Raw genomic sequence first — 13,162 nt, forward strand, 5'->3', positions numbered from 1 at the left:
TTTCAAAATATATCATTCCGACAAATGGTCAAAACGGAATTTTATTTTCCAAGAAAAAAGTCACATCATCCCTATCCGACAGATTCCTGCGTGAAAGTAAACACATCCCGGAAAGAACATGCCTGAACGAACTTTCATTCATCATTTAATTATTCAGCTCCCGCCCCAGGACTGATAATTCCTTAAAAGTTACGTAATTCGCTAAAATCCTTACGATACCATTAGTTTAGTCCAAAAATGAAAATTGCTATAATCGGCTGCGGGAACATGGGAATGGCCTTCGCCCGCGCCTTCCTGAAATTTGACCTCGTCAAAAACCAGGACTTTTTACTGGTTGAAAAGAGCACCGACCGCATGGACAGCCTGACCAGCTTCCAGCCCGGCGTCATCACAGGCGTTATCGGCCCGCAGATCGGCGAGTACGACCTCATCATCCTTTCCGTGAAGCCGCAGGACTTCCTTTCTGTCGCGGGAGCACTCAAAGAGGTCATCAAGCCCAACCAGGTCGTGTTATCGATCATGGCCGGTGTGACCATTGAAGGCATTCAGAATGCACTGGACCATAAGGCTGTCATCCGCGCGATGCCTAATACCCCCGCAATGCTCGGAATGGGCATTACGGCATACTCTGCGTCGCCAGAAGTGGATATTCATCAATTGCGTAAAATAGAAAACCTCATCAATGCGACCGGTCGTTCAGTGTTTCTCGAAGACGAAGATCAGCTGAATGCGGTGACGGCATTGAGCGGCAGCGGGCCTGCTTACTTTTTTTATGTGGTCAAAGCGATGATCGAGGCAGGTAAACAAATGGGCTTTGAAGAATCGGTAGCGGCATTGCTCGTGAAGCAAACCATGCTGGGCTCTTATCACCTGATCAACACCGCCGATAAATCGCTCGACGACCTGATCAAAGCCGTAGCTTCCAAAGGAGGAACTACGGAGGCTGCATTGCGCCAGTTCGAAGCCGGTGAACTTGATAAAACGCTTGAAAAAGGCATTTTCGCGGCGCAGGTGCGCTCGACGGAATTGTCGAAAGGATAAAAATCTCCCGCGCAGGCGATCATGTTCTGCGCGGAACAACACTTCACATTATCAAACTTTGCGATTATGGGAACGTCAGCCAGCAGATTAGCTACACTCGACATTGTCCTGAACGGCCTCATGCGCCGGTACAAGGAACGCGTGCCGGACGTGGGCATTATCCTCGACGCGATGGTGCGTGAAGGCATCGTCAAAGACACCGGCGACATCGAAAACGACCATATTGCGTTCCGGACGATGGGCGTTCCGCAATTGGGCGTGCAGTCGTTCGAGAAGATATTCCTGCATTATGGCTACGAGAAGCGCGACCATTATTTTTTCGAAGGTAAAAAGCTCGATGCCTGGTGGTACAGCCCGTCAAGGGAATCAGACCCACGCATTTTCGTGAGCGAGCTCCGCGTAAACGACCTCTCCGAAGACAGCCGGCGCATTATCCACAGCTACACCGACGAAGTCACTGCCGACCCGGTCGACTCCCTCGATCTTGACAATGGCGAAGCCGTGGATGCGTTTCTACACCAGCCATTGTGGCGAACTCCCACAGTAGCCGACTATCAGTCATTGCTCAAAGAAAGCGAATACGCCGCATGGGTGATTTACAACCGCTATTACCTCAACCATTTTACCATCAGTGTCCACAACCTGCCCGACGGCTACAATACTGTCGCCCGGTTCAATGAGTTTCTTGAAAAACATGGTATTAAACTCAATACCTCAGGCGGGAAAATAAAGATAAGTCCCGACAAGGGCTTGCTCCAAAGTGCTACCGTGGCCGAAATGCTGGATGCGGAGTTTGCCAATGGTGAAAAACTGCGCATTTCCGGCTCGTACGTGGAGTTTGCAGAGCGGAAAGTACTACCTGAATTTCTGAATATTCCGGCGAATGAAATCCAAAGAAAGCACCGCCGCGATGGTTTTGAAGCAGGGAATGCGGATAAGATTTTTGAGAGTACTTATACAGCGCAGACGTCGCGGGGTTAATTAATAAAGCATCAGCATCTGCTATGCCTTCCTCGATTGCGGCTTTGGTTTGGTTATCAAGAGTGTCCCGGAAGTCTTCCTGAGATTTAAGCTCTTGTGATAATAGAAAAAGATGTACTTCTAACACCGACGGATCATCGATCCCGTCTATTACAGCATGCAGGCTAGTTTTTAAATCTCCTTTAGTCATCAGTGTGTTATTTTCACCAAGTTATTAAAAATCCCACTGGCAGAAAGTCGCTACTCATTAACCAGAAAATGCACAATCCTCAGTGCATTCCCGTCACTCTTCTCATTTTTCTCGCTAGAAATAGTCAAGTGCAACTTATGTTTTCCCGATGGGAGTTCATCACCCAGCATCAGATACCAGGGTAAATGCAGCTGGTTGCTCCAAGGTGTGTAGGTATCGAGCGTCTGGGGTTTCTTTCCGTCTATGGTATAAGTGATCTTACCTGCGTCCGGTCCCGAAATGATGGCAACGCCAACGCCACGACCTTTGAATTCAAAATCCAGCGAAGATCCGCCGGCTTCGCCAATCAGCATCGGAACGTTTACGAAGCCAGGTCGCGTCTGGAATTTTACTTTGGGTTTCCAGTCAGGATCTATGACGAAGCCTTTCAGGTTTTTGGCTTCTTCGAGCTTGTGGTAGCTGCCTTTATCGTAGGTGAAACGGTCCATGGGCATAGGCAGCTTGATGTCGCCAGTCGCGGGGAATTCCATTTTCAGCATTTCCTTGATGGTCTGAGCATATACTTCCTGGCCGTAAGGCGACGGGTGCAGGTCCTTGAAGTCATATTTCCAGGTAAATTCCCCGGCCTTGATTCGGTCGTAAACTTCTTTTGCAAGGTTAATGTAAACAGCGCCATAATGTTTTGCTACTCGTTCGTGGACACCTACTTCTACGGGTTCCTTACCCTGCTCATAATCATCATTCTTTTTCGGCTCCGCGAAAGCCATCATCACCACGTTTGCTTTGGGATTAGCCGCGTACATTTGTTGCAAAATGCCATCCAAAGCCCTGATCTGCGCTTTTTCATTAAAACCATTGCCCCGGTCGTTCACCGCTGCTTCCACGAAAAGCAGGTCAGGCACGCCTTTGGCAAGTACATCGCTGCTGAAACGCATCGAATGCGGCGTGCTCCCCAGGGAGGGAATGCCCGCGGCGATGAATGTGAATTCAGTGTCAGGGAAATGTTCACGCAGATATTGCGATGTTTTGTCACGCCAGCCGGGGTTATGGGTAATGGAGCCCCCCAGGAATGCTACAACGCCCGTTCTTGTCGTATTGAATTTTTCAAATGCATTACCTAATCCTCTGTTTAAGGTAATGTAAGACTTGTGCGGCAACGGTTTTTGGACAGGCACACTATTCTGCTCGATGAAATTGGCAAAAAACTCCGGGTGTTCGATCGGGAAGTGATGGCCTTCGAGCGTCTGCTCGCCGCCCGTCATCGGGTACACGCTCACAGGTCCGCCCAATGCGAGGTAATTCTTAACCAGCAGATCAGTATTTTCAGCGACAGGCGCATGCTCGTCTTTCAATCCGACGACATGAATAATCGGCACCTTGAACGAAGCCAGTCCGGCAAGGTCGTTCAATGGAATGTCAGTGAAACTGGCGGCTTGCTCTTCGGTCATGTCAAAGATTTTCAGCCAGGCCTCCCAATCCTTGGGCGAGCCTTTGCCCTTACCCTTGCCACCAGGCCAGCTTTTGGGATCACATACCGGCGCTTCGGCATAAATGCAGCTCACCTTGTTGGGATTCCGTTTCGCCCATCCGTATACATACAAGCCGCCGCGACTCACCCCTTCCAGCGCCACTTTCGATGCGAAATGCTTTTCCTGAACAAGGTAATCGTAAAATCCGTCCCACACCTGCATGGCCTTGGGATGCGCAAACATGTCGTTGGTGTTTACATAAGCGATATGAAACCCGCGCGAGAGCAGGATACTGTCCATGTCGGTGTGCCAGGTGGGGAAATGTGCACGCCACACCCAGGGATTACCATCTATTGCTTTTTGGGGTTTTACATACCAGGCATTGCGGCCCTGAAAAGTAAATTCCACTTTTTCAAATCCTTTCCAGTAACTCGTTTTTTCGGCCGTTTGAGCTGAAATACAAGTGGCTGACAACAGGAAGAGCACCAGCCAGTGCCATGCGAAGCTTTTCGTTTTCATAGGGATCAAAAGGAATAAAACGACTGGTTTTACCGCAGGCGCTTCCTGCTTTGGTATGATATTTTAACTAAGTGCTTTGAAAACAATCTTGTAAAGACTTATGGATAAGATCGAAAAGTTTAAGACGATGGAGAAAATTCTCCGCGAGATCGAGGATTTGAAGAATAGCGAAACTGCCGTGATCAAGAAGATTGGACAGATCGAAACGGAAAATATGAATGTCAATGTCCAGAATCTCGACAAATCGCTGAACGAGATTTACGATGGTGTCTATAAAAATCTCCAGAACGTGGAAAACCTTCAGTCCACTTTCACGGAAACCCTCGCCGACTTCAAGGAAAAGAATAAGATCACCGAAGAAATGTTACTTGAGCTGAATAGTTAAATACCATCAACAGACTAAAAATCAATCAAAAGCCCCAGGCCGCAACGCCCGGGGCTTTTGATTGAATCTGATATATGTCTTCTCCTTTTCTTCCCTTCTCCCGGCCCTCCCTTCTACCGAAGTTTCAAAGTAGCCAGCGTCAAAATGGCCAATATAATTCCAACGATCCAGAAACGGGTCACGATCTTGGCCTCATGAATGCCTTTTTTCTGGTAATGATGATGCAGGGGCGACATGAGGAATATCCTTCGCCCTTCCCCATATTTTCTTTTGGTATATTTAAAATAGCTGACCTGCATGATCACCGACGCGTTCTCAGCTATGAAAATCCCGCACATGATCGGGATAAGCCATTCTTTCCGGATTGCCAGCGCTACTACGGCGATAACGCCGCCGAGCATTAAACTACCCGTATCGCCCATAAAAACCTGGGCGGGGTACGCATTATACCATAAAAACCCGACGCAGGCCCCAATGAAGGCCGCGCAGAATATCACCAGCTCTCCCGAATTGGGAATGTACATGATGTTCAGGTATTGCGAGAACTTGGTGTTACCCGATAAATACGCCAGTACGCCGAGTGTGAGCGCAATAATCCCCGAAACACCAGCCGCCAGTCCGTCGATACCGTCGGTAATGTTGGCTCCGTTTGAAATGGCAGTAATAATAATGATTGCCACGATAGTGTAAATGACCCAGGTATATTCCTCAGGTAACCACCCGAAGAGCAATGTCCTGTAATCGAATTCATTGTTTTTGATGAAAGGGATCGTCGTGACAGTCGGGTGGATAATATCGCGATACCGCTGGACCTCACCGAGATTAGAGCTCAGCAGCGGCTGGTCGTAAACGCGTATTTTAACATTATTATTGAAAGAAAGGGTGATTCCTACGATCAATCCCAAACCTACCTGCCCCACGATCTTGAAGCGGCCGTGCAAACCGTCCTTATTGTTCCTGAATTTTTTAAGATAATCATCCAGAAACCCGATCCCGCCTGTCCATAATGCCGTGATGATGAGCAATACGATATATACATTGCTCAGTTTCGCAAACAGCAACACCGGGATCAGCAGCGACGCCAGAATAATGAAGCCTCCCATGGTAGGAGTCCCGGCTTTTTCAAGTTGCCCAGCCAGCCCGAGATCCCGGATCGACTCCCCCATTTGCTTTCTCCTGAGCAGATTAATGATAGACTTTCCGTAGGTCGCAGCGATAAACAGGGATAGCACCGTCGCGCCGAGTGCCCGGAACGAAATGTACTGAAATACCCCGGCCCCGGGAATGTTGAAGTGTTTGTCTAAATAATCGAAGAGATAATAGAGCATGAAGAAGCTTATTGGGATGACGGCTGCAAAATTGGTTTTTTTAATAGACTACGCCAAAAGCAAGGTCACTTTTAATTAGCTGCCCTGTTTGCAAACACTTCCAACAACACCTCCTTATCGTCAAAATGATGTTTGACGCCCTTTATCTCCTGGTAATTTTCATGCCCTTTACCCGCGATCAGGATGATGTCTCCCGCCTGTGCTTCCTCCCCGGCCTTGAAAATCGCTTCACGCCGGTCTGCTATGACCGTCGTCTTTTTAAAATCCAGTGGCGGGATGCCCTTCTGCATTTGATCGAGAATATCCATCGGTTCCTCATAGCGAGGGTTATCCGATGTCAGAATTACCCGGTTGCTGTACTGGCAGGCGATCGCGGCCATTTTGGGCCGTTTTTCAGCGTCCCGGTTGCCGCCACAACCTACAATAGTGATGACCTGCTCATTCCCGTTCCGCAAATGGGTAATGGTTTCGAGCACATTTTCCAATGCGTCGGGTGTATGCGCGTAATCCACGATCCCCACGATTTGATCCGCTGAATGGAATTGTTCAAATCTTCCCGGAGGGCTTTTGAGATTAGAAAGTTCGGTCAATACCGCTTCCTCCTGCTCGCCCAAAAGCACGGCTGCCCCGTATACCGACAGCAGGTTATATGCATTAAATCTCCCTATGACCCGGAACCAAACCTCCTGCTGGTTGATTTCCATGTGCATACCTGCGAGCGTATCCGAGATAATCTTGCCTTTGAATGTGGCCAAAGTCTGCAAAGAGTAAGTTTCGATACGCGCCTTGGTGTTTTGTACCATCACCGCTCCTCGGCGGTCGTCCACGTTCACCAGTGCGAACGCGGTCTTGGGCAAGGCGTCAAAAAAGCCTTTTTTGGCCTTGATATAGTTGTCAAATGTCTTGTGAAAGTCGAGATGGTCGTGCGTGATGTTGGTGAAAATCCCGCCCGCGAAATGCAGGCCTGTAATGCGATGCTGGGCTACCGAATGGGAGCTGACCTCCATAAAAACATGGCTGCAATTACTCGCAGCCATTTGGGCAAGCAGGGCATTCAGCGCTACCGCGTCGGGTGTGGTGTGTGTGGAAGGAATAATTGCATCTTCAATCTGGTTCTGAACTGTCGACAGCAATCCGCAACGATAGCCCAGCGCCCTGAAAAGTTGAAAAAGGAAGGTTGCTACCGATGTTTTCCCATTGGTACCTGTCACGCCAACCAGCTTGACCTTCCGCGAAGGCTGACCGTAAAATGCCGCTGCCACCAAACCCATTGCCACGGCGGAGTCCTCCACCTGAATGTAGGTAACACCCTCTTCTACCTGCTCCGGCAAGGTTTCGCACAGGATTGCACTTGCTCCAAGCCCGGTGGCTGTATTGATAAACTGGTGCCCGTCTGTCTGTGTTCCGCGCAGCGCTACGAAGAGACTTCCGGGTAAAACTTTTCTTGAATCCAGGATGATGTTTTTGATAATTACATCCGCGTTACCGTGCAGCACGGCTCCTTTTACTTCCCCGAGCAAGCTGCCCAGGCTTTTTTCCTGATTGTTTTCCATGAAAGGAACTACTGTAACGTTAATAGGATTGTTTTTGCCCCACTTTTATTGATGCCCGGCGGCAGCGATTGCTCCACCACTTTTCCGGCCCCCTTGAAAGTCACCCGAAAACCTTTATTTTCCATAATGTAAAGGGCATCCCGCATAGACATGCCCTGCAGGTTCGGTATGTCACGTGAATCTATTTCCCGTGAGGCCCATTTGGTTTTACCCTTTTTGTAAAGAGAGGCCGCTGCATACGGTCCTTCGCCCGTAACGGGTGTCATATTCAGAGTTTTGCTAATGACGCTGAGGTCTTCCACAGAGCCCGCCCATTTCACATCTTCCGATTTTTCAGGCAGCGAGTCTTTCACCGGTTTCTGAATGGCGACGTCATAGGCGTAAATCCTGTCGGCTACTTCCTTGAAAACCGGTGCTGCTACGCTGCCGGCATATCGGGTATAATCCGCGCCGCTGCTCTTAGGGTTGTCGATAATGACGATGCAGCTATATTTAGGCTTGTCGGCAGGGAAATAACCTGCAAACGAGGTATAGTTCTTTCCTTCGGTGTAAACGCCATCGATCAGCTTGCGGGCGGTGCCCGTTTTTCCCGCAATCTCGTACAGATCGCTCTTGATGTGCTTCGCCAGACCGCTGTTTACAACTCCTTCCAGCATCTTTTTCAGTTTACGGATCGTTTCGGGCGAGCATATAGGCTTTTCCTCTACGTAAGGAGGAATTTTGTCTTCAATTTCCTCAGCATTCCGGATTTCCCTGACGATCATGGGCCTTACCCAATAGCCATTGTTGGCGACTGCATTATAAAAAGCCAGTGTCTGCAATGGTGTCATCTGCATTTCGTAGCCATGCGCCATAAAATACAAGGAATAGTTACTCCAATGCTTCGATTTCCGGTCGCGTATCAAAGGAGGTTTTTCACCCTTCATATGGATACCGGTCGGCTGTGTCAGATGAAATTGTTTGAGATATTGCAGGTACTTATCAGGTTTGGAGGCAAAATATCGCTGCATTAACAGGACAATACCGATGTTGGATGACTTTTCCAATACCTGCGATGCCGTAATCGTTCCGAATCCTCCGCGATGTGCGTCACGGATCGTGTGGTTACGGAATTTCATGGCTCCTGTGCCGGTATTCACCGTTACCTGGTCCGGGTTCATGTTCGTCTCTTCCAGCAACGCCATCATGGTTGCGAGCTTGAAAGTCGAACCGGGATCGTTGCTCCCCGCCAGTGCATAGTTAAATACCTCTTCATACTTGCCGGGCCCCCGTTTGGTGAGGTTAGCCATTGCTTTGATCTCGCCCGTTGCCACTTCCATGATCACAACAGAACCGAAGTCTGCGTCCATTTCCATCAGCTTCCTGCGCAATGCGATCTCGGTTCTTTCCTGGTAGTTCATATCCAGGGTGGTGTATATGTCGCGCCCCGCTTCCGGCTGTACATTGAACGCGTCACCTACCGGAATTTTCAACCCTCCTTCGACTTTCTCTATCCAGCCAATGCCGGGCTTCCCTTCCAGTTGTTTGTCAAAACTGGCTTCCAGCCCAATGTACCCGCGTCCGCTTTTGGGATCGGTACCTCCGATAGTCCGGTCGGCCATCGGGCTGAACGGTTTGTAACGTTTGTAGATCGTCTCAAATTTCCCCCCGCCACCTTTTCGGTCTTTGGCAAAAAACGGCCATTGCTTGATCCGTTCACGTTCCAAATGGGTGATTTCCTTGACTTTGAGGCGCAGGTACCGTTTGCTTTTACTGACCCGATAGCGCATGATCTTACTTTTGTAACCCTCTGCCGTATTCTCACCGAAATTCTTGGCCAGCAAGCCTGCCAGTTCATCGATGTGATTATAGAAGTAGGCTGAATCAGGGACTTTGGTATCAAATCCCACAAAATAGTAAGGCAGCGAAGTCGCCAGCAGGCTGTTATCACTGGCATAGATATTCCCGCGCATGGCCGGAATGGTATCCAGCTTTAGGTCGTTTTTTTCAGAGTATTCTGCCCAGGTTTTACCCTTGAAAGTATCATAATACTGCACCCGGATCAGCTTGATGAAAACCATAATCGCCAGCAGAAACAGCAACCAGCCTACGGTGCGGGCCCGGTTGATCAGCGCTTTCTTATTATTCTGACCGCTTTCGATTTCGTTTTTCATGGGGCGTTGAGACAAACTGGCCTATTCTTCGTCTTCTTTTAAAATGATCTTCTTCGGAGGGATCAGGTTTTCGACCAAACCCTCAGCCTGTACTTTTTCCACGACCACCGACTGCTTACCAGCCCGCTCGTATTCAGCGTGAATGGAAGTATATTCTGCTTTCAGGTCATCAACCTCTTTTTTTAACTTAATGCTTTTCCGCACATAGTCCTCCGATTGAAAACCAATCCTCTCGTAGGCGACCAGCAGGATGATAACCCAACCGAAATAATAAAAGTATTTGACCGGCAGGCGCTCTTCCTGACCAGGCAATTTCTCTCCAAAGACCTTGTCCAACGGCAGAAACCGGTTCAACCAGTTAAACAGGTGGTATTCCCGCTTCCTTTTGGGTGGTTTTGAGGGTATCGGTTTTGGTCTTTTCTTGTTCTCGGCCATGTTTCAACGGTACATTATGTATTTGGTCGGTTGCGCTTGGTCAGGTGGAGTCATTTATTGCCGGAAGTCATTTGATTGACAGTCAGGAGGAGCCATTTGTTGTAGATATTCTCTCCCACTATCAATGGCTATAAGTGACAATACCTGACCATTCACAGAAAGTCGGTACTATTACACCTTTTCCGCGATCCGCAACTTGGCACTTCTGGCCCTGGGATTCACGGCAACTTCTTCCACGCTAGCTTCAATGGGTTTACGCGTCACGCTTTTCAGCGGCTTGATCTCGTTCCCATAAAAGTCTTTTTCAACTTCTCCGTAAAACTTCCCTTTCTGAATGTAATTTTTCACCAAACGGTCTTCCAGCGAGTGATACGACATCACCACCAGCCTGCCTCCAGGTGCGAGCACCTCGGGCGTTTGTGCAAGGAACTCCTCCAAAACACTTAACTCATCATTGACCTCGATCCGCAACGCCTGGAACACCTGTGCGAAATACTTATTCTCACGGTGCTTGGGCGCATAGCGCATGAGGATACTTTTCAGATCATTAACGGTTTCGATGGATGAATTGTATCGGGCGGTAATAATCGCTTCCGCTGCGGTACGGGCATTGGTCACTTCGCCGTACATGCCGAGAATCCTCTGCAGTTCCCCGGCCGAGCGCGTTTTCAACACTTCGCCGGCCGTCTTTTCGATGCCCGGGTTCATCCGCATGTCCAGGTCCGCGTCGAACCGGGTCGAAAAACCACGCTCCGGTGTGTTGATCTGATGAGAAGATACTCCCAGATCCGCCAGGATACCATGTACCTTCTCGGCTTTGTGTAATTTGAGATATCGTTTCAAATGCCTGAAATTGGCAGCGATGAATGTAAAACGGCTATCGTCTTTCCATTCGGCCGCGTTGGCGACTGCATCCGGGTCCTGGTCGAACACCAGCAACCTGCCCGTTGTGAGCCTTTCCAGGATGGCCCGTGAGTGGCCTCCTCCACCAAAAGTGACATCCACGTACACGCCATCAGGTTGAATTTGAAGGCCTTCTAGGCATTCGTGTAACATGACCGGAACGTGATAGGTACTTTCTGAATCCATTTGTTAAAAGCAATGTACTGAGGAACTATTTTCCGCCGACAGGCAGTTACAAACTTAGCGATTTTCAGGCGTAGGAATTGCGCACTGGAAGGGAATTAATTTTGGCACCACACTCCTTTTAGAGCACTAATCCACTGTGTATGAAACTCCTGTTTTCGATTGTCATATTTTCATTTTTATATACAATAGCCGGCTTTCCAGCCATCTCAGCAAATCCAGACGAACCTCCTGTCAAGACCGGCATATGGCGTGCCACTTTGAGCCGTGAGGCCCATAAACTGCCTTTGATCCTGGATATTGCCCAAAATCCTGATGGCAAAACCTACACGGTCCATATCATTAACGGGGCCGAAAAGCTGAGAATGGACAGCACCTATTTCCAGAATGATTCGCTGGTGATCCCCATGCAGCTTTTTGACTCCCGAATAGTCGCCAAACCCGAAGGCGATAAACTGAAGGGAACCTATTATCGCCTGGCCAATGGCGTTGTGGCGGGCTCGCTTCCGTTCGAAGCCGAACAGGGCGAGAACTATAAGTTTTTCGAAAAAGGCGAAGCCAGAAGTTCCAGGAATGTGACCGGCAAATGGGCAACGACCTTTAAAAACCAGACTACCGGCGATGTGACCGTCTCAGTCGGCAGCTTCACACAACACGGAACCGACGTGGAGGGCTCTTTTCTGACGCCTACGGGCGATTACCGCTTTCTGACGGGAAGCGTCAATGGAGACAGCCTCTTTTTATCCACATTCGATGGCTCCAATGCCATGCTTTTCAAAGCGGCCATTCAGCAGGACGGCTCTTTGAACGGCGGTATGTGGTCGGGCGTAAAGGTGTATAAAACCTGGACGGCCAAACCCGATCCTCAGGCTAAATTGCCGGACGCCACCAAGCTCACATTTCTGAAACCGGGCTTCGAAAGCGTGGATTTCGAGTTTCCCGACGCCAAAGGCAAAACCTGGTCGTTGAAAGACCCGCGTTTTGCCGGCAAACCGGTCATCATCCAGATCCTGGGCTCGTGGTGCCCTAATTGTATGGATGAAACCAACTACCTGGCTCCGTGGTACAAAAAGAACAAAAATCGTGGTGTAGAGGTGATTGGCCTTGCTTTCGAACGTTCCGACAAACCTGAAATTTCAAACCCCAAGATCGCCCGGATGATAACACGCCTGGGGATCGAATACCCTATCGTTCTGGCGGGAACCAATAACGACGCCGCAACTGCCAAGGCTTTGCCAATGCTCAACAAGGTAATGTCTTACCCTACCACCATTTTCATAGACAAGCATGGGAAGGTCCGGGAAATCCATACGGGTTTCTCCGGCCCCGGCACAGGCAAGTACTATGATGAATTCGTGGCCGATTTCAATAGCTTAATGGACAAGCTCATCAGCGAAAAATAGTAGGAACACGCCGCTGGCGGTTAGGCGGTGTGTTTTTTATTGGTGTCAAATTAGTATGCTTGCATAATAATGATCACTTTGCTTACATTTGTGAAGAGGGCACAACTGATACCAATAGCTTTTTGAAACGATGCGTAAGGAAAAAACAATTGATTTCCAGATCAAATGGGCCTGGCATTCCATATCCAGAATGTACAATGCCTATGCCGCCCGTTTTGATACAACCATGGCTATGGGCTATGTTCTGCTAAACATCGATATCGAAAACGGCACACCAGCCACCAAGATAGCACCTCTCCTGGGAATGGAGCCGCGCAGCCTGGTGCGAATGCTCAAAACCCTGGAAGAAAAAGGATTAATTCGTCGGGAAGTCAGCAAAAACGATAAACGCTTTGTCCGGATCGTACTCACCGAGCTCGGAAAAGAAAAGCGGGAACTGGCCCGCGAAGGCGTGATTTCTTTCAATACCATGATCAGGGATAAAATACCATTGGACAAACTGGTCGTATTTTTCGACGTGATCAAAGACATAAACAAGCTGGTTGAAGAGGAAAATCAGAAACTAAAGGCAGGAGAAGTCGCAGACGATCTGGCATAATCTCATCAACCCAAATCCTGA

11 protein-coding genes are annotated in these 13,162 nt (G+C 49.0%); 5 read left to right on the plus strand and 6 right to left on the minus strand.

What is annotated here, in order from left to right; all coding sequences use genetic code 11:
• Positions 1-237 precede the first annotated feature (237 nt).
• Both proC and BP71_RS26225 read left to right on the plus strand, forming a co-directional pair.
• Complete coding sequence (gene proC, locus BP71_RS26220; RefSeq protein ID WP_496384533.1) at positions 238-1,041, plus strand: pyrroline-5-carboxylate reductase; 804 nt, start codon at positions 238-240, stop codon at positions 1,039-1,041.
• Positions 1,042-1,107: 66 nt separating this feature from the next.
• Complete coding sequence (locus tag BP71_RS26225; RefSeq protein ID WP_496384534.1) at positions 1,108-2,022, plus strand: DUF1338 domain-containing protein; 915 nt, start codon at positions 1,108-1,110, stop codon at positions 2,020-2,022.
• 240 nt (positions 2,023-2,262) lie between these two features.
• Here BP71_RS26225 and BP71_RS26230 read toward each other — a convergent pair whose 3' ends face one another.
• Positions 2,263-4,200 carry an SGNH/GDSL hydrolase family protein gene (locus BP71_RS26230; protein ID WP_496384535.1) on the minus strand — a complete coding sequence of 646 codons (1,938 nt, stop codon included), beginning with the start codon at positions 4,198-4,200 and terminating at the stop codon, positions 2,263-2,265.
• 100 nt (positions 4,201-4,300) lie between these two features.
• Here BP71_RS26230 and BP71_RS26235 point away from each other — a divergent pair, with 100 nt between their 5' ends.
• Positions 4,301-4,585 (plus strand): hypothetical protein, encoded by a 285-nt coding sequence (locus BP71_RS26235; RefSeq protein WP_496384536.1) that lies wholly within the window; start codon positions 4,301-4,303, stop codon positions 4,583-4,585.
• A gap of 113 nt (positions 4,586-4,698) precedes the next feature.
• On the opposite strand, the gene mraY is transcribed toward BP71_RS26235, so the two are convergent.
• The 5 genes from mraY to rsmH all read right to left on the minus strand — a co-directional run bounded on the left by mraY (position 4,699) and on the right by rsmH (position 11,143).
• Entirely contained in the window at positions 4,699-5,913 is a 1,215-nt protein-coding gene (gene mraY, locus BP71_RS26240) for a phospho-N-acetylmuramoyl-pentapeptide-transferase (RefSeq protein WP_496384537.1), read from the minus strand.
• A gap of 71 nt (positions 5,914-5,984) precedes the next feature.
• Positions 5,985-7,466, minus strand: a complete 1,482-nt coding sequence (locus BP71_RS26245; protein ID WP_496384538.1) for a UDP-N-acetylmuramoyl-L-alanyl-D-glutamate--2,6-diaminopimelate ligase — start codon at positions 7,464-7,466, stop codon at positions 5,985-5,987.
• Between the two features lie 8 nt (positions 7,467-7,474).
• Positions 7,475-9,619 carry a penicillin-binding protein gene (locus BP71_RS26250; RefSeq protein ID WP_496384539.1) on the minus strand — a complete coding sequence of 715 codons (2,145 nt, stop codon included), beginning with the start codon at positions 9,617-9,619 and terminating at the stop codon, positions 7,475-7,477.
• Between the two features lie 21 nt (positions 9,620-9,640).
• On the minus strand, positions 9,641-10,054 hold the full coding sequence (locus BP71_RS26255) for an FtsL-like putative cell division protein (protein ID WP_496384540.1): 414 nt from the start codon (positions 10,052-10,054) through the stop codon (positions 9,641-9,643).
• A 171-nt stretch (positions 10,055-10,225) separates the two neighbouring features.
• Entirely contained in the window at positions 10,226-11,143 is a 918-nt protein-coding gene (gene rsmH / locus BP71_RS26260) for a 16S rRNA (cytosine(1402)-N(4))-methyltransferase RsmH (protein ID WP_496384541.1), read from the minus strand.
• A 140-nt stretch (positions 11,144-11,283) separates the two neighbouring features.
• Between rsmH and BP71_RS26265 the strand changes: the two genes are divergently transcribed.
• Entirely contained in the window at positions 11,284-12,543 is a 1,260-nt protein-coding gene (locus BP71_RS26265; RefSeq protein WP_496384542.1) for a TlpA disulfide reductase family protein, read from the plus strand.
• 130 nt (positions 12,544-12,673) lie between these two features.
• A complete protein-coding gene (locus tag BP71_RS26270; RefSeq protein WP_496384543.1) occupies positions 12,674-13,141 on the plus strand; it encodes a MarR family winged helix-turn-helix transcriptional regulator in 468 nt (155 codons plus the stop codon).
• The last annotated feature ends 21 nt before the right edge of the window (positions 13,142-13,162 follow it).

The organism is Dyadobacter ginsengisoli DSM 21015 (genome assembly GCF_059568735.1).